Source organism: Xanthomonas sp. LF07-6 (assembly GCF_034105445.1).
Lineage (GTDB): Bacteria > Pseudomonadota > Gammaproteobacteria > Xanthomonadales > Xanthomonadaceae > Xanthomonas_A > Xanthomonas_A sontii.
The window spans coordinates 139,856-165,807 of the sequence record NZ_JAXGGI010000003.1 but is presented as its reverse complement, the minus strand read 5'-3'; the positions used below and the strand labels follow the sequence as shown (position 1 = coordinate 165,807).

Annotated in this window: 19 protein-coding genes; 11 read left to right on the top strand and 8 right to left on the bottom strand. The window is 70.0% G+C overall.

Annotation, left to right across the window (positions count from 1 at the left end; all coding sequences use genetic code 11):
• Positions 1-102: 102 nt before the first annotated feature.
• The 3 genes from SLW56_RS08105 to SLW56_RS08095 are packed head-to-tail and all read right to left on the bottom strand — an operon-like array spanning position 103 to position 7,810.
• The gene (locus SLW56_RS08105; RefSeq protein WP_320694629.1) at positions 103-3,189 is read right to left on the bottom strand and encodes an efflux RND transporter permease subunit; all 3,087 of its coding nucleotides are present in this window, start codon (positions 3,187-3,189) and stop codon (positions 103-105) included.
• Positions 3,186-6,692, bottom strand: coding sequence for an efflux RND transporter permease subunit (locus tag SLW56_RS08100; protein WP_320694628.1), 3,507 nt, complete (start codon positions 6,690-6,692; stop codon positions 3,186-3,188). Before SLW56_RS08100 ends, SLW56_RS08105 begins: the two co-directional genes overlap by 4 nt.
• Positions 6,692-7,810, bottom strand: a complete 1,119-nt coding sequence (locus SLW56_RS08095) for an efflux RND transporter periplasmic adaptor subunit (protein WP_295909851.1) — start codon at positions 7,808-7,810, stop codon at positions 6,692-6,694. Before SLW56_RS08095 ends, SLW56_RS08100 begins: the two co-directional genes overlap by 1 nt.
• Before the next feature lie 194 nt (positions 7,811-8,004).
• On the opposite strand from SLW56_RS08095, the gene SLW56_RS08090 reads away from it, so the two are divergent.
• Positions 8,005-8,388, top strand: a complete 384-nt coding sequence (locus SLW56_RS08090) for a cytochrome c (protein WP_026143839.1) — start codon at positions 8,005-8,007, stop codon at positions 8,386-8,388.
• Positions 8,389-8,395: 7 nt separating this feature from the next.
• The gene (locus tag SLW56_RS08085) at positions 8,396-8,857 is read left to right on the top strand and encodes a cytochrome c (RefSeq protein ID WP_017911097.1); all 462 of its coding nucleotides are present in this window, start codon (positions 8,396-8,398) and stop codon (positions 8,855-8,857) included.
• A gap of 350 nt (positions 8,858-9,207) precedes the next feature.
• On the opposite strand, the gene SLW56_RS08080 is transcribed toward SLW56_RS08085, so the two are convergent.
• Both SLW56_RS08080 and SLW56_RS08075 read right to left on the bottom strand, forming a co-directional pair.
• A complete protein-coding gene (locus tag SLW56_RS08080; RefSeq protein ID WP_320694627.1) occupies positions 9,208-10,920 on the bottom strand; it encodes a transmembrane repetitive protein in 1,713 nt (570 codons plus the stop codon).
• A 13-nt stretch (positions 10,921-10,933) separates the two neighbouring features.
• Positions 10,934-11,530, bottom strand: coding sequence for an NfuA family Fe-S biogenesis protein (locus SLW56_RS08075; RefSeq protein ID WP_010343876.1), 597 nt, complete (start codon positions 11,528-11,530; stop codon positions 10,934-10,936).
• Positions 11,531-11,616: 86 nt separating this feature from the next.
• Between SLW56_RS08075 and SLW56_RS08070 the strand changes: the two genes are divergently transcribed.
• From SLW56_RS08070 to SLW56_RS08055, 4 genes are all read left to right on the top strand, one after another.
• On the top strand, positions 11,617-11,958 hold the full coding sequence (locus tag SLW56_RS08070; protein WP_267085686.1) for a 4a-hydroxytetrahydrobiopterin dehydratase: 342 nt from the start codon (positions 11,617-11,619) through the stop codon (positions 11,956-11,958).
• Positions 11,959-11,963: 5 nt separating this feature from the next.
• Positions 11,964-12,395 carry an energy transducer TonB gene (locus tag SLW56_RS08065; protein ID WP_152236258.1) on the top strand — a complete coding sequence of 144 codons (432 nt, stop codon included), beginning with the start codon at positions 11,964-11,966 and terminating at the stop codon, positions 12,393-12,395.
• 85 nt (positions 12,396-12,480) lie between these two features.
• On the top strand, positions 12,481-13,302 hold the full coding sequence (gene zupT / locus SLW56_RS08060; RefSeq protein WP_267100382.1) for a zinc transporter ZupT: 822 nt from the start codon (positions 12,481-12,483) through the stop codon (positions 13,300-13,302).
• Positions 13,303-13,428: 126 nt separating this feature from the next.
• Complete coding sequence (locus tag SLW56_RS08055) at positions 13,429-15,270, top strand: DUF3300 domain-containing protein (RefSeq protein ID WP_320694626.1); 1,842 nt, start codon at positions 13,429-13,431, stop codon at positions 15,268-15,270.
• A gap of 51 nt (positions 15,271-15,321) precedes the next feature.
• Here the strand turns inward: SLW56_RS08055 and SLW56_RS08050 are convergent, their stop codons facing one another.
• Positions 15,322-16,311: an RluA family pseudouridine synthase gene (locus tag SLW56_RS08050; RefSeq protein WP_043090516.1), complete on the bottom strand. Its 990-nt coding sequence runs from the start codon at positions 16,309-16,311 to the stop codon at positions 15,322-15,324.
• A 394-nt stretch (positions 16,312-16,705) separates the two neighbouring features.
• Here SLW56_RS08050 and SLW56_RS08045 point away from each other — a divergent pair, with 394 nt between their 5' ends.
• On the top strand, positions 16,706-20,245 hold the full coding sequence (locus SLW56_RS08045) for an Rne/Rng family ribonuclease (protein ID WP_267085689.1): 3,540 nt from the start codon (positions 16,706-16,708) through the stop codon (positions 20,243-20,245).
• Between the two features lie 601 nt (positions 20,246-20,846).
• On the opposite strand, the gene SLW56_RS08040 is transcribed toward SLW56_RS08045, so the two are convergent.
• On the bottom strand, positions 20,847-21,494 hold the full coding sequence (locus tag SLW56_RS08040) for a response regulator (RefSeq protein ID WP_320694625.1): 648 nt from the start codon (positions 21,492-21,494) through the stop codon (positions 20,847-20,849).
• A gap of 460 nt (positions 21,495-21,954) precedes the next feature.
• On the opposite strand from SLW56_RS08040, the gene SLW56_RS08035 reads away from it, so the two are divergent.
• Positions 21,955-22,416, top strand: coding sequence for a GNAT family N-acetyltransferase (locus SLW56_RS08035; RefSeq protein ID WP_267085690.1), 462 nt, complete (start codon positions 21,955-21,957; stop codon positions 22,414-22,416).
• Positions 22,417-22,443: 27 nt separating this feature from the next.
• Here SLW56_RS08035 and SLW56_RS08030 read toward each other — a convergent pair whose 3' ends face one another.
• Entirely contained in the window at positions 22,444-23,631 is a 1,188-nt protein-coding gene (locus SLW56_RS08030) for a DUF2252 domain-containing protein (protein WP_267085691.1), read from the bottom strand.
• A 347-nt stretch (positions 23,632-23,978) separates the two neighbouring features.
• Here SLW56_RS08030 and SLW56_RS08025 point away from each other — a divergent pair, with 347 nt between their 5' ends.
• The 3 genes from SLW56_RS08025 to SLW56_RS08015 all read left to right on the top strand — a co-directional run bounded on the left by SLW56_RS08025 (position 23,979) and on the right by SLW56_RS08015 (position 25,939).
• On the top strand, positions 23,979-24,557 hold the full coding sequence (locus tag SLW56_RS08025; protein WP_267085692.1) for a DUF3617 domain-containing protein: 579 nt from the start codon (positions 23,979-23,981) through the stop codon (positions 24,555-24,557).
• A 198-nt stretch (positions 24,558-24,755) separates the two neighbouring features.
• Positions 24,756-25,160 carry a hypothetical protein gene (locus SLW56_RS08020; protein WP_320694624.1) on the top strand — a complete coding sequence of 135 codons (405 nt, stop codon included), beginning with the start codon at positions 24,756-24,758 and terminating at the stop codon, positions 25,158-25,160.
• A gap of 29 nt (positions 25,161-25,189) precedes the next feature.
• The gene (locus SLW56_RS08015) at positions 25,190-25,939 is read left to right on the top strand and encodes a BPL-N domain-containing protein (RefSeq protein ID WP_267085694.1); all 750 of its coding nucleotides are present in this window, start codon (positions 25,190-25,192) and stop codon (positions 25,937-25,939) included.
• The last annotated feature ends 13 nt before the right edge of the window (positions 25,940-25,952 follow it).

Sequence of the window (25,952 nt, the reverse complement as noted above, 5' to 3'; positions counted from 1 at the left end):
CCGCGCGGGTTTCACCTTCGTGGGAGGGACTTCAGTCCCGACGCCTCAGCAGTACGCCGTCGGGGCTGAAGCCCCTCCCACAGGTCGTCTGAAGCCTCCGGATCAGGACACCATCTGCGCGGCCACGTCGCGACGCCCACGCGCGCGACGCACCAAGCCCGCCACGCCGTTACTCAGATCGTCGAGGATCGCGTAGATGGTCGGCAGGAACAGCAGGCTGACCACGGTCGAGAACGCCAGACCGCCGGCGATGGCGCGCGCCATCGGGTAATAGGCCGGGCCGTCGCCGAACATCTGCGTGGTGGTCAGCGAGATCGGCACCATCGCCAGGATCGCCGTGCCCATGGTCATCATGATCGGCCGCAGGCGCTCGCGCGAGCCTTCGATCAGCGCCTCGGTGCGGCCCAGGCCGCGCCGGCGCAGATTGTTGATGTGCTCGATCATCACGATGCCGTTGTTCACCACCACGCCCATCAGCACCAGGATGCCGATGAAGGCCATGATCCCGAAGCTGGTGCCGGTGATCCAGAATAGCCAGAACACGCCGAACACCGAGAACAGCACACCGCTCATGATCGCCACCGGGAACAGCAGCGATTCGAACATCGCGGCCATGACCACGTAGATCATCACCAGCGCGATCAGCAGGTTGAACAGCATCTGCTTGCTGGCCTGGTCGTCGTCCTGGCCGTCCGCGCCGTCGAAGCTGTAGCGGTAGCCGACCGGGAAGCTGACTGCGTTGAGGGTGTCCTCGATCGCCTGCTTGGCTTCCGGCGCGGTGACCTTGGCGCCGAGGTTGGCGGTAATGGTCAGCGTGGTCTGCCGGTTGGTGCGGGCGATCTGAGTCGCGGCGGCGCGCGGCTGCGTCTCGACCAGGCTCAGCAACGGCACGCTGCGCCCGTCCTGGGTGCGCACGTTGAAGCTGTCCAGGTCTTCCGGCGAGGTCTGCTCGGCACCGGCGAAGCGCACCCACACCGGCACCTCGTTGTCGCCATGGCGGAACTCGCGCAGCGACGCGCCGCGCAGCGCCAGGCCGACGAAGCTGGCGACCTGCTCGGCGCTGAAGCCGAACGCGGCGGCGCGCTCGCGGTCCACCCGCACCGTCAGTTCGGCGCTGCGATCGCCGCTGTCCACGCGCACATCGCGCAGCTCCTTGCGCCGCGCCAGCAGCGGCACCACGTCGTCGGCAAGCGCGCGCAGCGCCTCGGTGGAATCGCCGACCAATTGCACCTGCACGGTCTGCCCGCCGCCGTTGCCGCCATCGCCGCCGTTGCTGTTGCCGACGTGGAAATCGACCCGCGCCGAACGCGGCAGTTCCTTACGGATGCGTTCCATCAGCGCGGGCAGGTCGCGGACCTGCTTCAGATCGACGGTGAGCGTGGTGCTGCTGCCCTCCTCCTCGCTGAACCAGGAGTACACCTGGGTCACGTGGTACTGCGCGCGGCGCGCGTCGATGAAGCGTTCCAGCCGGGTCACTTCCTCGGCCATCTGCTCGCGCGTGTAGGCGCCCTTCCACTGGTAGCCGATGAAGACCTGCTCGCCGCCGTCGCCGCCGAACATGTCCTTCTTGGTCTGCAGCATCGGGATCACGCTCAGCGCGCTGATCAGCACGATCGCGCACACGCTCCAGCCGCGATGCGCCAGCGACCAGGCCAGCACCCGCGCGTAGCGGCGCTGCAGGCGCGGGATCAGCCCGTGCGGGGAATGCAGCAGCGCCGGGGTGCGCATGCGCGCCGACAGCATCGGGATCAGGCTCACCGCCACCAGCCACGACGCCAGCAGCGACACCGAGATGGTGATGGCGATCTGCGACATGAAGATGCTGATGTTGTTGGTCTCGCCGAACAGGTTCGGCAGGAACACGATGCAGTGGCACAGGGTGCCGGCCGACAGCGCGATGGCGACATTGCGGGTGCCGAGGATGGAAGCGCGCTGCGGCTGGTCGGGCATGCGCTCGCGCTCCTGGTAGATGCTCTCCACCACCACCACCGCGTTGTCCACCAGCATGCCCACCGCCAGCAGCAGGCCCATCATGGTCAGGATGTTGAGGGTGACCCCGGCGAAGTACATGAAGCCCAGGGTGATGGCGAAGCAGATCGGGATCGCCAGGGTCACCATCAGCGTCGACGGCCAGTGCCGCAGGAAGAAGAACAGCACCGTCACCGACAGCAGCAGGCCGACCGCGCCGGCTTCGGCCAGCTCCGCCAGCGACGAGGTCACCGCCTTGCCCTGGTTGTCGATGACCTTGATCTGCACGTCGCTCAGCGCCGGCTGCTTGCGGATCTGCTCGACCTCGGCCAGCACCGCGCGCGAGACCTCGACCAGATTCGCGCTGCGCTCCTTGAACACGTCCAGCCCCACCGCCGGGCGCCCGTCCAGGCGCCGGCCGTAGCTCATCCGGGTCGGCTTCAGCCGCACCTCGGCGATGTCGCCCAGGCGCAGGCCCTTGGCATCGATGACCAGGTCGCGCAGCTCCTGCAGGTCGCGCAGCTCGCCGACCGGCTGCACCCGCAGGCGCTGGCCGTTGTCGTCGATCTGCCCGGCCGACAGCGAGAAGTTGAGCTTGCCCAGGCGCTCGCTGAGCTGGTTGAGGCTGAGGTTGTGCGCGCTGAGCCGGTCCGGGGCGATGGCGATCTCGACCTCGTTCGGCGGCGCGCCCGACACCGACACCTTGGCCACCCCGGGAATGCGCTCCAGGCGACGCTTGAACTCGCGATCGAGCATGTCGTACGCGCCGGTCAGGTCGGCCGCGCCGGCCAGACGTACCTTCAGCACCGGCTGGTCGCTGCTGGACCACTTGAACACGTTGTAGCGCCGCAGGTCGGCCGGCAGGTCGGCGCGGATCGCGTCGATGCGCTCGCGCGCATCGGACGCAGCGATGGCGATGTCGCGGTCCCAGTCGGAGAACTCGATGAAGATGTTGGCGCCGTCGGCGGTGGCGGTCGAGCGCATGCGCTTGATCCCGGTCATCGTCGCCAGCGCTTCCTCGGTCGGCCGCACCAGGTTGCGCTCGACCTCGTCCGGGGTCGAGCCGGTGTACGGCAGCTGCACGAACAGGAACGGCGCGGAGATGTCCGGCAAGGCCTCCAGCGGCAGGCGGAAGGCGGCGATCAGCCCGACCACCACCAGCGAGACGAAGCACATGATGGTGGTGACCGGACGGCGGATGCTGAACTCGGCGACGCTCATGCCGGCGCGCCCTCGCCGTCCTGCAGGCGCTGCTCGCCGTTTTCACGTTGCCGCGCACGCCGCCCGCGCTCGGCGTAGTACGCGTCGGCGCGGCGGTCCAGGCGGTCGTAGACCACCGGGATCACCAGCAAGGTCAGCAGCGTGGACACCAGCAGCCCGCCGATCACGGTGATCGCCATCGGCGCGCGCACCTCGGCGCCCTCGCCGCTGGCGATCGCCAGCGGCAGGAAGCCGAACAGCGTGCACAGCGTGGTCATCACGATCGGCCGCAACCGCGAGCGTGCGCCTTCGATCAGCGCCGCGCGCTTGGCCACGCCCTCCTCGCGCAACTGGTTGACCTTGTCTATCAGGATGATCGCGTTCTTGGTCACCAGGCCCACCAGCAGGATCAGGCCGATGAACACCACCACCGACACCGGCTTGCCGGTCAGCAGCAGCGCCAGCACCGCGCCGACCAGTGCCAGCGGGATGGTGAACAGGATGACGAACGGATGCAGCAGCGACTCGAACTGCGAGGCCATCACCAGGTACACCAGGAACACCGCCAGGCCGAACGCGAACAGCAGCGAGCGCGCCGACTGCGCCAGTTCCTCGCCCTGCCCGCCGATGTGCATGCCGACGCCGGCGCCGAGCGGATCGCGCGCCACCATCTCACGCACCTCGCGCACCGCCGTGCCCAGGTCGATGTCGCGCAGATTGGCCGAGACGATCGCCACGCGGATCTGGTCGGCGCGGTGGATCTCGCTGGGACCGGTGGTGGCGACCACGTCGGCGACCGCGTCCAGCGTCACCGGCCGGCTGCTGCCCGGGTTGACGATCAGCCGGCGGATGCTGTCGACGCTGGCGCGGTCGCTCTGCTGCGCGCGCACCAGCACGTCTATCTTGCGGTCGCGGAAGCTGTAGCGGGTGGCGACGTCGCCGCGCACCTTCTTCACCACCACGTCGGCGATCTGCCGCGTGGTCAGTCCCAACGCACCGGCACGTTCCTGGTCGAAGCGGATCTGGATCTCCGGAAAGCCCTCCTCCACCGTGGATTTGACGTCGGCGAAGTGGCCGTTGCCGCGCAGCAGCGCCGCCAGCTTCTGCCCGGCGTGCTGGATGGTCTGCAGATCCTGGCCGCGCAGTTCGATCTCCAGCGGCGTGGAGAAACTGAACAGCTCCGGCCGGCTGAAACCGACCTGCACGCCCGGATGGTTGCGCATCGTCGCGCGCATGCGCTCGCTCTGCTGCGCCTCGAACTGCGCGCTGCCGCCGCCGGCCATGGCGATGGTCAGCTTGCCGATGTTCTCGCCGCTCTCGGTGGGGTTGGCGTCGAGCCGGGTGCCGCTGCCGCTGACCCCGTACAGCGCCTGCACGCCCGCGTCCTTGCCGTGCACCTCCTGCAGTTCGCGCACCAGCGCATCGGTCTGCCGCAGCGGCGTGCCGGCCGGCAGCTTCACCGTCATCTCGAAGCGGTCCTGCGCCAGCTGCGGGATCAGGTCGGCGCCCAGCAGCGGCGCCACCGCCAGGGTCGCGGCGAAGGCCAGCGCCGCCAGCCCCAGCACCCAGCCGGGACGCGCCAACGCACCCGGCAGCAGCCGCAGATAGCCGCGCTCGGCCAGCGCATACGGCGCCATCGCCACATCGCTGGCCTTGCGCATCACCGGCGCAACCACCGCCACCGCACCGCGCCACAGCCGCACGACCAACCAGGCCACGCCAAAGAACACCCCACGCACCGCCGCACCTGCGCCGCGCCGGCTCCAGGCCAGCGGCTTCAGCCAGCCGCGCCGCGGCTGCCAGTGCGGCGGCGCCGGTTCGACCGGGAACGCCAGCGGCGCACGGCCCTTCAGCGAGCTGAGCATCGGGATCAGGGTCATCGACACCACCAGCGAGATCGCGATGGCGATCGCCACGGTCAACGCCTGGTCGCGGAACAGTTGCCCGGCCACGCCCTCCACGAACACCAGCGGCAGGAACACCGCGATCGTGGTCAGGGTCGAGGCGACTACCGCCATGCCGACCTCGCGGGTGCCGACGATCGCGGCATCCAGCACGCTCAGCCCGCGCTCGCGCGCCTTGGCGATGCTTTCCAGCACCACGATCGAATCGTCCACCACCAGGCCGGTGGCCAGCGCCAGGCCGCCCAGCGACATCACGTTGAGGCTCAGGCCGAGCCGATCCATGAAGAAGAACGTGGTCACGATCGACACCGGCAGCGACAGCCCGATCACGAACGTGCTCCACCCATCGCGCAGGAACAGGAAGATGATCAGGATCGCCAGCAGGCCGCCGATCACCGCGTCCTTCTTGACGTCGCCGATGGCGTGTTCGATGAAGCGCGACTGGTCTTCCAGCGTGGTCAGTTCGGCGTCGGCGGGAATCTGCGCCTGCAGCTGTTCCAGGCGCTTGCGCAGCGCCGCCGCGGTGGCCACGGTGTTGGCGTCGCCTTCCTTGTAGATCGCCAGTTCCACCGCCTCCTTGCCGCCCAGGCGGATGATCGCCTCGCGCTCCTTGTAGCCTTGCCGCACCTGCGCCACGTCCTTGAGCCGGATCGGCATGCCGCCGGCGACGGTGGTGGTGGTGCTGGAAGTCGCGCTCTGCGCCGCCGACGCCGCGGCAAGCGCCGCTTCCGAGCCGGTGGAAGCGGCGATCGCATACATCTGCTGCAGGGCCACGTCGGCCGCGTTGCCGCCGGCGCCCTGGGTGGTCAGCAACAGGTTGCGAATCTCGTCCAGGTCGGCGAACTGGTTGACCGTGCGCACCAGGTAGCGCTGCGTCCCCTGCTCCAGGCGTCCGCCGGAGAGATTGACGTTCTCGTCCTTGAGCCGCGCGATCACCGTGTCGATCGGCATGTTGAGCTGCGCCAGCCGCTGCTGGTCGATATCCACTTGGATCTCGTCCTCCAGCCCACCGCCGACCTTGACCGCGGCCACGCCCGCCACCGGCTCCAGCTTCTTCTTCAGGTCCTCGTCGGCGTAGCGACGCAACTGGGTCAGCGCGCGCACCGCCTCGGCGTCGGTGTGCGCGGCGGTCTTGCTCGACAGCACCAGGCGCATGATCGGTTGGGTGGAGGGATTGAAGCGCAGCAGCACCGGCGCCTTGGCCTCCAGCGGCAGCGACAGCGCCTCCATCTTGTCGCGCACCTCCAGGCTGGCCTGGTCCATGTTGGTGCCCCAGGCGAACTCCAGCACCACGTCGCTCTGCCCGGTGCGCGAGACCGACTTGAGCTTGCGCAGGTTCTTGACCACGCCGACCGCTTCTTCGACCGGCTCGGTCACCAGCGTCTCGATCTCCGACGGCGCGGCGCCGGCGTACTCGGTGCGCACGGTCAGGGTCGGATAGCTCAGGTCCGGCAGCAGGTTGACCTTGAGCCCGTGCAGCGCGATCGCGCCGAACAGCAGCATGGTCAGCGTGATCATCGCGATGGTCACGCGACGGCGGGTGGCGAACTCGACCAGGCCGCCGCCTTGCGCGGCGGCGGGCGCAGGCGGTGCGTGCGCGTCGGAATCGGCGCCGTGCATCAGCGCGCTCCGCCGGTGGTGGCCGGGGCGGCGTCGGCAACCTCGCGCTGCGGCGCGATCACCTGCACGCGGCTGCCGTCGCGCAGCGCGACCTTGCCGGCGGTGACCACCTGGTCGCCGGCCTGCAGGCCCTGGCGAATCTCCACCCACGGCCCTTCGGCATAGCCCAGCGTCACCGGCACCCGCGCGACCTTGCCGGCGACCACGCGGAACACCGCCGGCTCGCCGTCGTCGAGCAGCGCCAGCCGCGGCACCACCAGCGCATCGGCGCGCTGGTCGTAATCGATGCGGATGCGGCCGAACATGCCCGGCTGCAGCGCCTCCGCCCCTTCGTCGAAGGCGCAGACCACGCGGAAGGTGCCGCTGCCGGCATCCACCACCGGCGCGATGCGGTCGACCCGGCCGCGGAACTGCTTGCCCGGCAGCGCATCGGCCAGCAGGGTCACCGGCTGCCCGGTCTTGAGCGTGGCCAGTTCGCGCTCGGGCACGTTGAGCGTGGCTTCCAGCCGCGAATCGTCGACGATGCGGAAGATCGGCGTATTGATCTGCACGAAGTTGCCGGTCTTGATCGAGCGCGAGGCGATCACTCCGGAGATCGGCGCCACCACCGTGGCATAGGACAGTTCCAGCGCCGCCAACTGGTGTTGCGCGCGCACGTTGGCCAGGTCGTACTTGATCTGGTCGACGTCGGCGGCGCTGACCAGTTGCTGGCCCACCAGCTGCTGCGAGCGGCGGTAGTTGTTCTCCAGCTTGCGCAGTTGCGCCTCGCTCTGCGCCAGCGCCAGCCGCGCGCGGTCGGGGTCCAGCCGCACCAGCGGCTGCCCGGCGCGCACCTGCTGGCCTTCCTCGGCCAGCACCGCCAGGGCCACGCCGGAGGTCTTGGCCACCACCTGCGATTCGGCGCGCGCCTCCAGCGCCGCGGTGCCGCTGTAGCTGGCCGCCACCGCACGGCGGCTGGCCGCCGCCACCTCCACCGGCACCGCCTCCGGTGCCTTTTCGCTGTCGGCGGCCTTGGCCTTGGCCTCCGCCGCCGGCTTGCAGCCGCCGAGCAGCAGCGTGGTGGTGACCAACAGCGCGGCAGCGCAAGTGGCAGTGCGGCGCGTGAGCGGTCGCGTCATCGTCGTGTCCTTGGTGGATGGCGTGAATGGTGTTGTAGATAAGTAGATCACCAATCGACGTCGTGCCGAATGCCCCAAAGGTCACGGGTCGCCCACCACCGCCAGTTTCGAAGCCGCGAAAGGTGAGGCTATACTCGGGCCGTTCCGTGTTCCCCCACGCCGGAACCCCAATCCGTCCTCCGGACCACGAAACCATGCGCACGCAGCCGCTAGCCGCTTGTTTTGCTCTGGCCGTACTCGTTTCTGTTGGGGCCGCCCCGGCCATGGCGCAGACCGCGCCGGCGCCCGCCGCTCCCGCTGCCGCAGCCGCGGCACCCGCGCCTGTTCAGGGCAACGCGGCCAACGGCCGGGTGCTCACCTACACCTGCCAGGGCTGCCACGGCGTCACCGGCTACAAGAACGCCTATCCCAGCTACCGCATCCCCAAGATCGGCGGGCAGTCGGCGCAGTACCTGACCCAGGCGCTGACCGAATACCGGCTCGGCAAGCGCAAGCATCCGACCATGCAGGCCCAGGCGGAAAGCTTCTCCGACCAGGAGATCGCCGACATCGCCGCTTTCCTGTCCACCCTCAAGTAGGCCTCCCATGCCGAACGCCGCGCACGCCTTGCGTCCCGCCCTCGTCCTGCTTGCCGCCCTGTGCCTGGGGGCCTGTTCGCAATCGCAGGTGGAATCCACCAGCAAATCCGCCGGCGACCCCGGCCACGCCAGCGGCGAGCACGGTTCCGGCTCCTCCGCCGGCCTGCCCGGCGGGCGCATCGACGCCGGCGACAAGCTCGCTCACGCCAAGGGCAAGGCCACCGGGCAGAGCTGCATCGACTGCCACGGCGCCGACGGCAACGCGCCGATCGACCCGACCTATCCCAAGCTCGGCGGCCAGTACGGCGATTACCTGGCACACGCGCTGCAGGCCTACCGCGGCGGCACCCGCACGCATCCGCTGATGAGCCCGCAGGCAGCGCAGCTGAGCGACCAGGACATCGCCGACCTGGCGGCCTACTTCGGCTCGCGCAGCAGCCAGTTGCGCGATTTGCACGGCGTGAATTGAGCGCACGGCGCGCAGGGACCTCGCACGCCACATGACGCGCGCGGTCGCCTGCACCAGGCTGCGCCGAGCAGCGGCGACGGGACCGCGCACAGCGCGTGCTCCGGATGCGCCGCCATCGACGCGTGACCAGCTCGCCGCCACTTTCGCGTGGTGCGCGATCCGGTGGCGCTTCGACCCTATCCAACGACGTGAGGCACACACGTAAGAGCGGCTTCATCCGCGATGAGCCCTCGCAGGCAACGCCGTGCCAGCTGAAGTCGTCCACTCGGACCAAACCGCGCCCGGTCCGCGTGTGCCGCAGCTGGTGATGTGCGGCGCCCGCATGTGTGAGCGGGCGGGTACCCCGCCACTCAGCGACTGCCGTTGTCTTCCTGCAGCTCGCGCTTGAACGGCACGTTCGGCGGCGGCCGCGCGCCAGCCGGCTGCTCGTTGAGATTGGGGTCGGTGATGCTGCAGCCGCCGCCCACCTGCAGGATCGAGACCACACAGGAAATGCTGCTGGTGGTGCCCGGAATCGGGATCTTCACCGACTTGATGCCGCGCCGCACCCACTCTTCCAGCAGCGTCGCGTTCGGCAGCCAGTATTTGTCGAACGAGGTCGGCGTGTAGTCGTACGGCGGCCGCTTGAGCCATTCCCCGGCCTTTTCGATGCGCTCGCGCGTCCAGGTGTCGGTCTCCGAGCCAGGCGCGCTGCGCGCCGGTGCCTGGTCGTTGCCGCGGCCATCGGCCAGGCGCACGCTGCCGTCGGCATTGAACAGGCCGCCGCCCTTGCTGGCGCCGGCACCGGCATCGCCGGGGCGGTTGCGTGCGGCCGCGCCCCAGTCGTCGCCGCGCTGCGGCGTGGCCCAGCCACCGTCACGTGCGACCGGCGCCGGACCGCTGCCCGGGCTCGCGGCCTGGCTGCCGGGCGGCGCGGTGCCGGCCGCGGGCGCAGTCGGCTTGGCAGTCGCACTGGCCGCAGCGCCGGCCGGCGCCGGCTGCGGGGTCTGCGCGCTCGCCGGCGTCGTGTCCGGGCTTGCGGCCGGGGCAGCCGCCGGTGCCGGCGTGGGTGCGCTCGCGGTGGCGGTGCTCGGCGTCGGCACTTCGATCTGCCGCACCTGCGGCACGTCCGCACTGCGCAACACCGGCGTGGGCGTCGGCGTGCGCAGCTGTGGTGCGGGAACCTGCACCTGCGGCAGCGGTGCCGGCACTTCCCGTTCGCGCACCTGTACCTGCGGTGCGACTGGGCGCGGCACCGCGATGTCGCGCGACCGCAGTTGCGCCACGGTCGGCACGTCGGTGACCACCTCGACCTCCCGCACCGGCACCTGCACGTCGGGCGGCACCACCGGGCGCGGTGTCGGCACCGGGACACGCACGCTCGGCGGCGGCGGCAGTACGAAGTCACGGGTGGGCGTGGGCGTTTCGGTCACCTGCAGCGGCTGCTCAACCGGCGGCGGTGGCGGCGCACTGGCCGTGGTCGGCGCGGGCACCGGCGGAGCCGGCGCTGGCTCCGCGGCCGGTGCAGGCGCGGGCGCTGCAGCGGCCGGCGGCGTTGGGCGCGCACGCGACACGGCGCGCTGCGCACGCGGCGGGGTCGGCGACGTCGCCTCCGTGGATGCGGCCGCCTCGGCCGGCGCCCCACCGCCGCTCTCGGCGGGCGTGCCGCGGCCGACGAATTCCACCTGCACGCGTCCGGCCTGGCCCGCATCGGTCAGCGGCGGTAGCCAGCGCACGAACGCCACCCACAGCAGGAAGATGGCGAACAGCAGATGCAGCAGCAGGCTGAGCAGCACGGCGATGCGCCGCCACCAGCGCTGGTCGTACGGCGCCGGATCCCAGTGCTGCCACCACAGCCGGCGGAACGCCTGCCACAGCGGCAAGGCCGGCAGGCGCAGGGTCGCAGGCGGCTGCGCCGGCGGCATCACCGCGATCAGTTCGGGGGCCGCGAACGGCCGCGGCAGCGCAGGCTGCGCCGCGATCCAGTGCGCCCATGCATACGGCAGGCCGGTGCGGCGATCGCGCAGCAGCTTGCGCGGCGTGCGCGCCAACAACACATCGAGGATGTCGGCGGCGCGCGTCACCGGCAGCGAAACGTCAGGCGGCCGAATCGCGCGGGATGTAGGGAGCGCTGCCGCTGTCGTGGTCGGTGGCGTCGCGCACCGCGGTCACCCCCGGCACGCGGCCCATCAGCGTCTTCTCGATGCCCTGCTTCAAGGTCACGTCGGCCATGCCGCAGCCGTGGCAGCCGCCGCCGAAGCGCAGCAGCACCACGCCGTCGGCGGAGACTTCCTGCACCGCCACGCGGCCGCCGTGCTGGGCCAACTGCGGATTGACCTCGTTTTCCACCACCCAGCGCACCCGCTCCACCAGCGAGGCCGCCTCGCCCGGCGCTTCGCCCTTGATCTTCGGCGCCTTGATGGTGAGCTGCTGGCCGGTGCCCTGGGTGACGTAGTCGATTTCGGCGCCGTCGAGCCAGCCGACGCTGTCGGCCGCCACATACAGAGTGAAGCCGGCGCAGTCGATCGCCCATTCGTCGCCGGCCAGGTCCGCCGGCTCGGCGAACTCCAGCCGCGCATCGGCGCGCGGGGTGCCGGCATCGACCGCGCTCAGGCGCACGCCCATGCCGGGCACGGCCTCGCGTTCGAGCAACTTGCGGAAATGGGCCTGTGCGTTGTCTGAGATCTGGATCATGCGGGTATTCTAGACCCTTCCACGCCCTGCGCTCATCGCGGGCAGTATCTTGACCGGCCCTGTCCGTTCCACCGCAGAGACCTTCCATGAACGACCTGATCCCGCTCGCCCAGGCCCATTGCTCGCCCTGCAAGGGCAGCGAATACAGACTGACCCAGGCGCGCCTGGCCGAACTGCTGCCGCAGGTGCCCGGCTGGGAAGTGGTCGAGAACGGCAACGCGATCAGCCGCACCTTCCGCTTCCCCAACTATTACCACACCCTGGCCTTCGTCAACGCACTGGCCTGGATCGCGCACCGCGAAGACCACCACCCCGACCTGGGCGTGCACTACGACCGCGTGGTGGTGCGCTATTCCACCCACGACGTCGGTGGCCTCAGCGAGAACGACTTCATCTGCGCCGCCAAGGCGTCCGCCCTTCCGGAATGATCACGATGACCGCCACCGCCCGCCATCTGCTCCCCCTGGCCTGCCTGAGCGCCGTGCTGCTCAGCGCCTGCGGTCAATCCCAGCAATCCCAGCAACACACCGTGACCCAGCCGCCGACCGAGGTCGCCGCGGTGAAGACACCGCCGCCTGACTACCCGATCGACGTGGCCTGCGCCGGCATCGGCGGCACCGTGGTGCTGAAGGTGGTGGTCGGCGTGCAGGGCAAGCCCACCGAAGTCGACGTGGTCACCGGCAGCGGCCAGGCCAAGCTCGACGCCTCGGCGCAGGAAGCGGTGCGCGGCTGGACCTTCAATCCCGCTACCCGCAACGGCCAGGCGGTGCCGTGGACCATCCAGGTACCGGTCAACTTCAATCCGCCGCAGCCGCGCCCGGACCGGTGCTTCGCGCTGGACGCGCAGGCGCACAAGGCCGGCTGAGCCACAGGCGCGCACCGCGCGCCTTCACGCGACACCGGCACCGCGCCGGGTTTGATCGACGCCTCTTCCTCGGAGCCGCCGGCGCATGCTGGACATCCCGCTGCACAATGTCCTGGTCGCGCTCGCCGTGACCCTCGGCGCCGGCCTGGCCACCGGCCTGGGCAGCGTGCTGGTGTTGTTCAGCAAGGGGCCCAATCCGCGCCTGCTCGCCTTCGGCCTGGCGTTCTCCGCCGGCGCGATGGTGTACGTATCGCTGACCGAAATCCTCGGCAAGTCGATCGCCGCCTTCAGCGATGCCTTCGATCCGCGCCTGGGCCAGGCCTATGCCACCCTGGCGTTCCTGGCCGGCATGGTGCTGATCGTGGCCATCGACCGGCTGGTGCCCAATCCGCACGAAAGCCTCAACAGCCGCGATCCGCTGTTCCGCGACGACAACCGCGCCTACGTCAAGCGCGTCGGCCTGCTCACCGCGGTGGCGATCACCGCGCACAACTTTCCGGAGGGTCTGGCCACCTTCTTCGCGACGCTGGAGAGTCCGGCGGTGGGCATGCCGCTGGCCTTCGCCATCGCCGTGCACAACATCCCCGAGGGCATCGCCATCGCGGTGCCGGTGCATTACGCCACCGGGCGCAAGTCCTATGCCTTCGCCGCCAGCCTGCTGTCCGGCCTGGCCGAGCCGATCGGCGCGCTGATCGGCTACGTCGCGCTGGCGCGCTTTTTGTCCGAGGCGGTGTTCGGCGCGGTGTTCGGGCTGATCGCCGGGGTGATGGTGTTCCTGGCCCTGGACGAATTGCTGCCGGCCGCCAAGCGCTACGCGCAGGGGCACGAGACGGTATACGGCCTGGTCGCAGGCATGGCCACGCTGGCGCTCAGCCTGGTGCTGTTCCGCCTGTCCGCACCGGCTTGATGGCAGCGGCCGACGCCGGCTGAACGCGCGCTCGCTGGCCTGCGCGAGCGCGCTGCGCAGAAAGGTCGCAGACACCCAAGGCGGCGCATGCTGCGGCCACCTTCGCCCCGCTCGATGAGGTGTCGCATGGATCTCCGTCCCCTGCCCCCGGCCAGGCTGGCCCTGTTCACCGCACTGAGCGTGGTGGCGCTGGGCGCCTGCCAGCGGCAGGACACGCCCACTCCTGCGGCCCAGGCCGATGCGCCCGCCCCGGCCGCGGCACCCGCACCTGCCCCCTATGTGGCCCCGACCGCCGACCAGCTCTATCAACTGGTCGCGCCGATCGCGCTGTTCCCGGACAAGCTGCTGGCGCAGACCCTGGCCGCCTCGGTGTACCCGGACCAGGTGGTGTCCGCGCAGGATTGGCTGCGCAACAACCGTACCCTGTCCGCCACCGACCGCCTGCAGGCGGCCGCGGCGCAACCCTGGGACCCCAGCGTCAAGGCGCTGACCGCCTTCCCCGACGTGGTCGACCAGTTGGCCGGCAACGGCGACTGGACCCGCGCGCTGGGCGACGCCTATGCCCACGATCCCAACCAGGTGCTGGACGCGGTGCAGGTGATGCGCCAGCGCGCTCAGGCGCAGGGCCACCTGCGCAGCACCCCGCAGCAACGCGTGCAGGTGGTGCAGCGCACCGTGGTGGAACCGGCCCCGGCCTACGCCGACGCGGTGCCGCCGCCGACCCGCACCATCGTCATCGAACCGGCGCAGCCGGACGTGGTCTACGTGCCGCGTTACGACCCCGACGTGGTCTACGGCGCACCGGTCAACGTCTACCGCGAGTACCGCTATCGCCCGCCGCGCCCCTACTACGACACCGGCGACTTGGTCACCGCCGGCATCATCTCCTTCGGCGTCGGCGTGCTGGTCGGCGACGCGCTCGAACACCACCACCACAGCGTGTTCGGCTGGCTGGAACCGGCGCCGCCGTGGCACAGCTGGGGCTGGAACAACTGGGGGGTGAACTGGAACGCGCCGCCGTCGGCGCCGAACTACGTGGTCTACCGCAACAGCGTGTACGCGCCGCGCACAACCATCATCAACAACCACTACGACAACCGCAGCTACGTGCACAACGACTACCGCGGTGCGCCGCCGCCGGTCGCGCCGATGGGCGGTCCGGGCGGGCAGCAGGCCTTCGCTGCCGCGCGTGCGCCGGGAGCGGCGATGGCCGCCGCGGCAATGGCGTCGCGTGCGCCGGCAGCCGCATTCGGGCCGGCGCGCGCGCAGCCGCCGGCGATGCCGCAGACCATGCCGCATTTCACCAGCCAGATGCTGCAGGCCGGCCGCCCGGTGGCAGCGATGCCACCGCCGGTGCAGCGCCTGCCGGCTCCGGGCACGCCAGCGGCCATGGCCGCCGCACGTGACCAGCGCCTGCTGCCCGGTTTCGCCCAGCATGCCGCGGCTCCGCAACGCACCGTGGCGATGGCCCAGCCGAACGCGCCGCGCGCGGCTCCGGCGATGCCGGTCCCGCAGTTCCATGGCCGCCCGGTACCGCAGGCGCTGACGCCCAGCCAGGCGCCGCGCGAGGCCATCGCCAATCGCGGCATGCCGGAAGCGCGCTTTGCCGAACCGCCGCGGCGCGGCGACCCGGGCATGCAGCCGTCCGGTTTCGCCCGCGAGATGGCACGCACGGAGCCGCCGCGCCAGGCACTGCCGAGCGAAGCCCCGCGCGCGCAGGCCTGGCATGCGCCGGCGCCCGAGCGCGAGGCGCGCGCGCCGCAGATGCCGCGCGAGGCGATGCGTGCGCCGATGCCGGAACCGCGCCAGGAGCAGCGTCAGGAACAACGCCAGGAGCAGCGCGTGGCCCGCTTCTCCCCGCCACCGCGCATGCCCGAGCCGCGGCCGGCCGAGTCGCATCCGGCACAGCAACGGCAGGCACCCGCCCATCACGACGGACATCACGACCACGACCACCACGAGAGCTGAGCACGATCCGGGGGCGGCCACGATGCCGCTCCCGGGTTCAGGAGCCTCGCCTCAGCCGAGGCGGTTCAGCGCTTCGGCCAGTTCGTCGGCCAGCGGGGCATTCAATAGATAAGGCGTCTTGCCGTCGTCCAGGCTGAACTCCAGCGAGGCGGCATGCAGGAACAGGCGCTTGAGCCCGATCTGTTCGCGCAGGCGCTTGTTGACCGCCGGATCGCCGTACTTGTCGTCGCCGGCGACCGGATGTCCCAGATGCTGGGCGTGCACGCGGATCTGGTGGGTGCGGCCGGTCTCGATCCGCACCTCGCAATAGGAATGCCCGCCGCGCCGCTCCAGCACCCGGAAGTGGCTCAGCGACGGCTTGCCGGCCGCGTTCACCTGCACGTGGCGCTCGCCGCCCTGACGCAGGCCGATGTGCAGCGGCGCGTCCACGCTCATGGTGCCGTCGGGCATGCGCCCGACCAGCAGGGTCAGGTAGCGCTTGCTGATGCCGCGGCCCTGGACCCGGTCGTCCTCACGCATCAGCGCCTGCAATTCGGTCAGCGCCGAGCGCTTCTTGGCCACGATCAGCAGCCCGGAAGTGTCGCGGTCGAGCCGGTGCACCAGCTCCAGCGACTGATTGGGACGCAGCGCACGCAGCGTCTCGATGGCGCCGAAACTGATCCCGCTGCCGCCGTGGCTGGCGACGCCGGATGGCTTGTTCAGCGCCAGCAGCCGCGCGTCCTCGTAGACGATCGCCGCCTCCAGCCGGGCCATGAACGCATCCGGCGGCGCGCTCTTCTCGCCCTCCTCGGTCAGCCGCACCGGCGGGATGCGCACCTCGTCGCCGGCCTCGAGCTTGCGCTCGGCCTTGGTGCGGCCGCCGTTGACCCGCACCTGGCCGCTGCGCATCAGCTTGTAGATCAGGCTGCGCGGCGCGCCCTTGAGCTGGCCGAGCAGGAAATTGTCTACGCGCTGTCCGGCCCTGTCTTCCGGGACCTTGAGAATGCGCACCGCGCTGGTCGCGACATCGCGCGGCTTTGGAGGGATCGGGGGGGAAGTCATCAGGCAGTTTATTCTGTTACACTCGGGGGGCGAGATAAGGGTTTGATTTCGTTGGAAGTTAGTTGAGGGCCAGAAGCCCGGCTTACGACGATTCCGGCACAGTGCGCGACCACCGCCCCCGGGGCGGCCATGTTAGCGGCTCACCGGCCTACCCGGCCATCGCCGGATGCCGCAAGCGTCCGCGCTGAACATGCCCCGTGCGGCGCCCAGCCTGGCTGGAGTCGCCGCCGGTCCTGAACCACCTAAAAGCAAGAAGCGCTCCCGCGGCTCGCCGTGGTGTCGTAGCGCTGGAAACCCAAGACGCCCACCCCGCGCCTGCGCGATGGGCGACGAAGCGTGACCAGAAGCGAAACCCCATGGCGTTCCGCGCGGTAGCAGCGCGAGGAACGCAACAATGAAGCGAATGCTGATCAACGCCACGCAGGCAGAAGAACTGCGTGTGGCCATCGTGGACGGCCAGACCCTGTACGACATCGACATCGAGCAGCCGTCCAAGGAACAGAAGAAGTCCAACATCTACAAGGGCCGCATCACCCGGCTCGAACCCTCGCTGGAAGCGGCCTTCGTCGAATACGGCGGCGAGCGCCACGGCTTCCTGCCGCTGAAGGAAATCTCCCGCGATTACTTCCAGGCCGGCGTCGACCACAACAAGGCGACGATCCGCGAACTGCTGCGCGAGGGCCAGGAAGTCGTGGTGCAGGTGGACAAGGAAGAGCGCGGCAACAAGGGCGCGGCCCTGACCACGTTCATCTCCCTGGCCGGCCGCTACATGGTGCTGATGCCGAACTCGCCCAGCGCCGGCGGCGTCTCACGCCGCATCGAGGGCGAGGACCGCGCCGCGCTGAAGGAAGCGCTGGACAAGCTGAACATCCCCGACGACATGGGCGTGATCATCCGCACCGCCGGCGTCGGCCGCGATGCCGAAGAACTGCAGTGGGACCTGGACTACCTGCTGCAGGTGTGGAAGTCGATCGCCGAGGCCGCCCTGGCCAAGCCGGCGCCGTTCCTGATCTACCAGGAATCGCGGCTGATCATCCGCGCCCTGCGCGACTACCTGCGCGCCGACATCGGCGAGATCCTGGTCGACACCGCCGAGATGTACGGCGACGCCCAGGAGTTCATGCAGCAGGTGATGCCGCAGAGCCTGCGCAAGCTCAAGCACTACACCGACGACATCCCGCTGTTCAACCGCTTCCAGATCGAGTCGCAGATCGAGGCCGCCTACGAGCGCAGCGTGCGCCTGCCGTCCGGCGGCTCGATCGTGGTCGACCAGACCGAGGCGCTGACCGCGGTGGACGTCAACTCCTCGCGCGCCACCAAGGGCAGCGACATCGAGGACACCGCGTTCCAGACCAACCTGGAGGCGGCCGAAGAGGTCGCGCGCCAGCTGCGCCTGCGCGACCTCGGCGGCCTGGTGGTCATCGACTTCATCGACATGGCCTCCAACAAGCACCAGCGCGAGGTCGAGAACCGCCTGCAGAACGCGCTCAAGTACGACCGCGCGCGGGTGCAGATCGGCCGCATCTCGCGCTTCGGCCTGCTGGAGATGAGCCGCCAGCGCCTGCGTCCGTCGCTGGGCGAATCCAGCCAGATCGTCTGCCCGCGCTGCGACGGCCACGGCCGCATGCGCAGCGTCGAGTCGCTGTCGCTGTCGATCATCCGCGTCGCCGAAGAGCACGCGATGAAGGAGAACACCGGGCAGGTGCTGGTGCAGGCCCCGGTGGAGATCGCCAACTACCTGCTCAACGAGAAGCGCCGCGCGCTCAGCGAGATCGAGAAGCGCCACGACGCGCCGATCGTGATCGTCGCCGACGAGCAGCTGCACACCCCGCACTACGAAGTGACCCGCCTGCGCGAGAACGAGCTGGGCGAGGAAAGCACCAAGCCCAGCTACCAGCGCGGCACCCCGCGCAAGCTGCCGGTGCACGCGCTGACCAAGGCGCAGTTGAACATCCCGGCGCCTGCGGTGACCAATGTGAAGCACTCGCAGCCGGCCCCGGTGCGCGAAGTGGCCGAAGAACCGGTGGCCGCACCGGCACCGGCACCCGTGGTTGCGCCGGTCCCGGTCGCGCCGCCGGCCACCGGCGTGGTCGGCTGGCTGAAGCGCATCTTCGGCGCCGGCGAGAGCCCGGCCCCGGCCCCGGCCGCCGCCGAGCCGGCACAGCGCCAGCGCCCGCAGGACGGCAATCGCAACCGCAACGACCGTGGCGATCGTCACGACCGCAATGCGCGCCGCGACGGCAACCGCAACGGCGGCCAGGGCGGCAATGCCGCGCGCGGCAACGGCAACAACGGCGGCGGCAACGCGCGCCGCGACGAGCGCCGCGCCGGCAACGGCGCCGCCGCGCCGGCCGGGCAGCAGAACCAGCAGCCCAAGGCGCCGCGCAACGAGCAGGCCGCGCAGCAGGCCAAGCCGCAGCAGCAGCCACAAACGCCGAAGCCGCCGAAGCAGCAGCAGCCGCAGAACCCGCCGCGCCAGCCGAAGCCGCAGCAGGAGCCGGCGCAAGCCGCTGCGCAGGGCGACAAGCCGCCGCGTCAGCCGCGTGCGGAGGAGGCCGTCGCCAAGCAGCAGGCCGCACCGGTCGCCACCGCACCGGCGACCCCGGTGCAGGACGCCACCACCTTGGCGGCCGCCGCGGTCGCCGGTGGCGCGATCGCCGCGTCGCAGGAACCGGCAGCAGCCGTCGACGCGGCAGCCGCCGCACCGGTACAGCCGGCGCAGACCGCGGCGGCAGCGAGCATCGATGAACGCGAAAGCGCCGCCGAAACCGCGCAGGCCGTGCCCGCCGGCGAAGGCGCCGAGGGCGAGGACGGTACCGGCGATGCCGGCGGCCGCCGCCGTCGTGGCCGTCGCGGTGGCCGCCGCCGTCGCCGTGGCAATGGCGAAGCCGGTGCTGCCGGCGATGCCGCCGGCCTGGACGATGCCGACCTGGATGCCGGCGACAGCGACGGCGAAAGCGCGCCCGCGCCGAGCCGCAGCCAGCCGGAGTTCGACTTCGACGACGACGGCGCCACCGATGCCGCTCCGGCCAAGTCGCAGCCGCCCGCGCAGGAAAAGCGCGAGCCGCAGGAGAAGCGCGAGCCGCGTCGCGAGCGTCCGGCTGCTGTCGGTGCACCGGCACCGGCCGACGGCGCTGCCCAGGCCCCCGCGCCGATCACCGCCGACCCCGTGCCTGCGCCGGCCACCGCACCGATGCAGCCGGCCGCCCCCGTCGAGGCCGTGACCGCATCGCCTGCGCCGACCGCGCCGGCCGCTGCAGCCCAGGGCGTCAGCGATGCCGCCGTGGCCCACGCCGACACCGTGGTCGCGGCCACACCGGTGGCGGCCGCAGTCGCCGAGGACAAGCCGGTCGCGCAGGAAACCGTCGCCACCGAGCGCACCGCGGCACCGGCCGAACCCGCAACGCCGGCCGTCGCGCCGCAGCCGCAGGCGGTCACCACCGCCATCGAGCAACCGACTGCCAACGCCGCCAAGGCGCCGGTCGCCGAGCCGGACGCGGCGGATGCCACGGCCACCGTCGAGGATCCGGCGGGCGTGACCACGCCGACGGCGACCACCGTCGCGCCGAGCGCAGCGCCGGCCGCCACGTCCACCGCTCCCGCGGAACCGCGTGCGGAAGACGCTGCCGCGGCCAAGCCGGCCTACGCACCGGTACAGACCACCCTGCTCGATGCCTTCGCCGAGGCACCGGCGGCGGTTCCGCACAGTGGTCAGGCAGCGGCCGCAGCGTCGACCGAGGCCGCATCGGTCACGCCGGCACGCGACGACAGCGCAACGTCCGTCGCTGCTCCGGCGACGCCGGCGCAAGCGGAGATCGCGACTGTGGACGAGGCGGCGCGGAAGGAACGTGCTGCTGCCGCGGCGCAGTCCGCAGCGCCTGCGCCGCATGGCGCGGACAAGGCGGACGGCGACGAGCACAAGGATCGCGGCTGATCCCCGCCCCTGCCGTTGCAGCGTGAAAGAAGCGGCCTTCGGGCCGCTTCTTTCTTTTGGGCGCCCATCAAACGCATCCATCGCTACGGCTCAAGACGATCGTCTGCACGCGTACTGCCTTTCGCGCGTCCTGTTCGGCGCAGCAGCAGTGGCTTCAAAGCCACGGCGAAACTCGCTTTGCCGTGACTCGACGAGCTACACGATCACCTCGCAGGAGCGGCTTCAGCCGCGACGGAGCTTTCCCGATGCGCCGGTCGCGGCTGAAACCGCTCCTGCGAAAACACGCGATGCGTGGAGTACGTGCTGCGCGGAAGGCTACCGAAGTGTCTTGAAGATCCACCACCACATGCACGTCCGCGTCGTTGTGCGCTCGCTGCAGTCGCGAGTGATGTATCGGCGCAGAGCACCCACTCCCTACTCCACCGCTTTCGCCAAACCCAGCCATTTCGACCGCGGCACGCGCCAGTGCCGGGGGCGTCGGCGATAGCCGCGGACGCGGGTTCGCAATCGAGCCACTGCGAGCAGGTCCGCACGTTGGCGCAAGCACAACGCAAAAGCGGCCCGAAGGCCGCTCTCGTGTCAGCTCGGCAGGAACCGCCGACTACAGCGGATGCGTCGGATCCAGCAAGCCGTATTGCGTGGCCAGGCGCGCCAGGGCGATGTTGTCCTGGATGCCGACCTTTTCGAACAGCCGCGCCTTGTGCGTGTTGACGGTCTTGGCGCTGAGGCTCAGGCGCTTGGCGATGTCTTCCTGGCGCAGGCCGCGGGTCAGCAGCAGGGCCACTTCCAGTTCGCGCGGCGACAGCGCGTCGAACGGCGAACCGCCGCCTTCCAGATTGGCCAGCGCCAGGTTCTGCGCGATGTTGGCGCCGAGGTAGCGCTTGCCCATCGCCACGTCGCGCACCGCGCGCAGCAACTCCTGCGCATCGCCAGCCTTGCCCACGTAGCCGGACGCGCCGGCTTCCAGCAGGCGCTTGGGCAGCGGACCGTCTTCCAGTACCGACACGATGATGACCTTGGTGCCGTGGTCGCCCTTGACGATGCGCTCGGTGACTTCCAGCCCACTGACGCCGGGCATGTGCAGATCGCACAGGACGATGTCCGGCTTCAGCTGCCGGATCTGCGGGAGCGCATTTTCGCCGCTGTCGGCCTCGCCGACGATCTCGATATCCGTTTGATTCGACAGGATCAGCTTCATGCCCGTACGCACAAGAGCGTGATCATCGACCAGAAAAACACTGATGGCCATCTCGTATAACCCCAACGCAGCGGATACCGCACCATCCAGACTATCTGCGTGAATTATTCAGGGCAATACGAATTTGTAGACAAACGACGACGCTTCACGGAGTGCTCATCTGCACTTCGCGAAGCGTCATCGTGTCGTCATCAAAACCCTGCCGAGCTTACTCAAGGCTCGGCACGCAGGGTCGAGTGACCTGCCAGCGCTCTCCCCGTAAGGCGCGCGACGGTCCCTGCGTCAGGCCGAGGCCAGTATGCTGGTGCGGCGGGAAAAGCGTTATCAGGACAATCCTGATCTCACGTCAGAATTATCTGACCCTCCCCCTTCCCGCTTCCGGACACCACCCCGCTGCGGATCCCGGACAGGCCCGGCGAAATTTTCCGACACTCGCGTCGGAAATGGCCGATGCGACCTCCACACCCGGCGCAGCCACGACATGCCTGGCCGCCTGCGGCACACTGCCCGAGTGAACACGATCCGTCCCTACGTCCTGCAGGACCGCGCGGCCTGCCTGGCGCTGTTCGACAGCAACGTCCCGCAGTTCTTCGACCGCAGCGAACACGCCGCCTTCGAGCGCTTCCTTGAACACGACGTCGGCGCCTGGCATTACCTGGTCATCGCCCGCGCCGGCGCGGTCGTGGCCTGCGGCGGCCACGCGCTGCGTGCCGGCGGCCGCGTCGCCAGCTTCGGCTGGGGCATGGTCGACCGCCGCCTGCACCGCCAGGGCCTGGGCCGCGCACTGACCGAAGCCCGGCTCGACGCCTGCCGCAGTGCCGGCGTCGCGCGGATCGAACTGGACACCAGCCAGCACACCCAGGCGTTCTATGCGCGGTTCGGCTTCACGGTCGAGCGCGTGGTCGCAAGCGGCTACGGCCCGGGGCTGGACCGCTGGGACATGGCGCTGGACCTGGACCGCACGCGCGGCTGAAACGGATCGCGCCTCAAGAAGTCGCCGTCAGGCGGCCAACGCATAGCGGCGGCAGTGCTCCAGATAACCGGCTTCGTGATGCCCGGCGAGCGCGACCACGCTCTCCCACAGCCACGACGGCGTGTCGATCGCCTTGCGCCGGTCGGCGTCCAACTGTTGCAGCCACGCGGCCCGCGTCCTGGGCTTCATCTGCCGCGCATGCGCCTTGCCGACGACGAAGGCGAGGTAGCGCGCCGAGCGCACCGCCTCGACGTGATTGAACTGGTCGACTTCCAGTTTCAGGTCGCGCGGCGAGAGTTCGCGAATGAACAGCGAGCGGCCCAGCAAATGCACCGGCAACATTCTGCTGCCCAGATAGGGCGACAGCGCCCGCGCCGCGGCGGTGACGCGTTCGGCGTTGTCCGCCGGCATCCGCGCATCGGGCGCTGCCGGCGCGATCGGTGCGACCGCCTCCTTCAGATCGACCAGCGCATAGGACCAGTGGCCCTTGCCGGTCTTCAGGCCGACGATCGCCGCGTAGCGCAGCAGGCCGAGCGAACTGCAGCCCTTCATCCAGTACGCCGCATCGACCAGGCGCACCTCGCGATCCTTGGGCTTTCCCTTCAGCGACAGCACCATCTGCGCCACCTTCGGATCGGCGAACAACCGCTCCAGCGCCTCGCGCTCTTCCGGCGCCAACGCCCAGAACTTCTCGCCAAGCGGGATACACGGCTCCACCGCCTGCAGTCGCTCCTTGGCCAGATGCCGCCAGCGCCGGCCGAAGGCCTCGCGGCGGATGCTGCGCACGGTCTCGGGTTCGGCACCGGGGTGATCGCGGGTCGGATCCTCGATGGCGGCGCCATAGCCGTCGATCATCGCCTCCATCATCCGTGCCGTGGTGACGCCGGGCAGGTCCGAGCCGCGTGCCGCGGTAGCCAGCGACAGGCCCAGGCGGATCAGATCGTGCGCGGGATTGCCGATCACGCCCTGGTCGAGGTCGCGGATCTGGATCTCGACGCGCCCCTCGCCGTCGGCGACCGGGCCCAGGTTGCCGAGATGGCAGTCGCCGCAGATCCAGATCGCCGGTCCCATCGGTACGCGCCGCGCCGCCGGCGACGCTGCCAGCCATTCGTAGAACTTGAGCGTGTTGCCGCGGACATAGGCGTGGGCGGAGCGGGCCATCTTCAACGTGCGTTTGCGTTCGAGGATGACGGGACGTTCGGCGAGGCTGGGCATCGAAGGTCGGACCTGGAGCGGATGGCGTGGGGGTCACGCGCGGCGGCGCAGACGCTAGCAGAGCCGAACGGAATGGTCCGTGCACGGCAGGCACCTGGACAACATACGCAGTGATCGCGGGGATCGCGCGGCCACGCACCGCATGCAGGCGCGGTGGCGGCGTGCGATTGCGCAGGGTTTGCTGCTTCTTCTGCCGCCGACGCGCGTGCCTGCGGCGGTCGGATCCAGCCTCTCCGCCGCCTCCTGCGTGACCAGGCACGCGCCAACGGCAGCGCCCGGCGTCGACGTCATCTTAATTACGCCCCCGGCTATGCTCCGCGCACCTCACATAACTTAGGGAGAAGTTCATGCGTCTGACCATGCCGGCAACGGTTGCTGTGTGTGTGCTGCTCGCTGCCTGCGGCAAGGGTGGCGACAAGAACGGCGACAACGTCGCGATGTCCAACGCCTCGGTCGCCGACGTGGCCAAGGTGCAGGCGGCCAAGCTGCAGCCCGGCCAGTGGGAAATGCGGATCGAGCAGGTGAGCAGCGAGACCAGCGGCGGCTCCGGCAACATGCCGCAGATGCCGAAGGTGCCGCCGAGCACCGCCAAGGTCTGCCTCACCGCCGAGCAGATCAACGACCCCACCAGCCTCTTCGGCAGCGCCTCGCCGATGCAGAAGAACTGCGTGTACGACTCCTTCAGCATGAAGGACGGAAAGATCGACGCGAAGATGCATTGCACGATGGGCGACATCAAGGTTGCCGGCACCAGCACCGGCACCTTCAGCGCCACCGAGATGGCCTCCGAATCGCATTCCACGATCACCGGCCTGCCGGGCGGCATGTCGATGAAGACGCACATGAAGATGGACGGCAAGCGCCTGGGCGAGTGCCAGCCGGGCGATATCAAGGCCGGCGATACCAAGGCGCCGGCTGCCGGCTGAGCGCGCCTGTCCTGATGCCGACGCCCAGCGTCGCTTTTGGAAGCATCCCAGTCCTGTTCCAAGCGCCGCGACGGTGACCCGTCGCGGCGTTTTTCATGCGCGCGTCCGCGCTTGCCGCGGCGCGATCCACCCTCCGACCAGTTGCCTGCGCAGCGAGGCACTGGCCTGTTCATACCTGGTTGCAGGCCGATCGGCCGAATGTACGCCTCCAGCGACAGCCGCGTCGCTCCTTGCGTCCTTGCCGTGCCGCCCCACAACGAACAGGAGACACCCATGCGCAACACCCTTCTGGCCACGATCATCGCGCTGGCCGCAGTACCCGCCCTGGCGAGCGCACGCACGCCGGCGCCGGACTGTCACGCGATGATGCTTGCCACGGTGAAGGACGACATGCACAACACCTGGAACAAGGGCCAGACCTTGCCGGTGGACATCGCGCGCGACACGCCGTCGGGCGGCGCGTTCTGTACGCATGGCGGCAGTTGCCTGCCGCGCATGGTGGCCGGCAAGGAGGCGGTTCGCCTCACCGATTGCAAGATCGGGCCGTCGATCGGCGACGGCGACTACCGACTGGTCGCATTGCCGCATTCGCACAAACACTGAATCTCCGACTTGCGCCAGGAGCGCCGACCATGAAACTTCCATTGCGACTGGCGGCGCTGTGCTGCCTCGCGTTCGCCTGCGTGTCCGCGGCGAATGCGCAACCCACGATCCGTGTCGCGGTCTATCGCGGCGCAGCCGGCTGCGACGATTGCTCAGAAACCGCCAAAGAAGCGATCGAGGCACTGAGTCCGCAGCACAAGGTCGACATCATCGGCCCGAAGGAGGCGCAAGACGTCACGCCCGCCACCCTGCGCGGCTATGCAATCTATGTGCAACCGGGCGGCGGGCAGGACATTCCGGCCGCATTGCGGGCGATGGGCGAGCGCCGGATCGCCGCCATCCGCGACTTCGTCGCGCAGGGCGGCGGCTATCTGGGCCTGTGCATGGGCGCCTATCTTGCCGATGACACCAACATGGGCCTGATCGGCGACGATCTCGATGGCGAGGTCGGCCGACCCGGCTTCCCCGTCACCACCATCGATGAGGAGGCCGTCGCGGTTCGCTGGAAGGGCCGCCCCGACAGCGTGTTCTTCCAGGACGGCCCCTACTTCCCGAAGAGCACCCAGGGTGGCTTCCGCGCGCTCGCCACCTACGCCAATGGCGATGTGGCCGCGGCGCGCTACGGCTTCGGCCGCGGCACCGTCGTGCTCAGCGGTCCGCATCCCGAGGCTGACCGGAGCTGGTTCGAACAGGCCGAGATCCCGCTGGACAGGATGCCCAGGACGCCGGTCCTGCAGGCGCTGTTCGACGAGTTCGCCCTGCCGGCGTCGCAGCCCTGAGTCCATCGGTGCC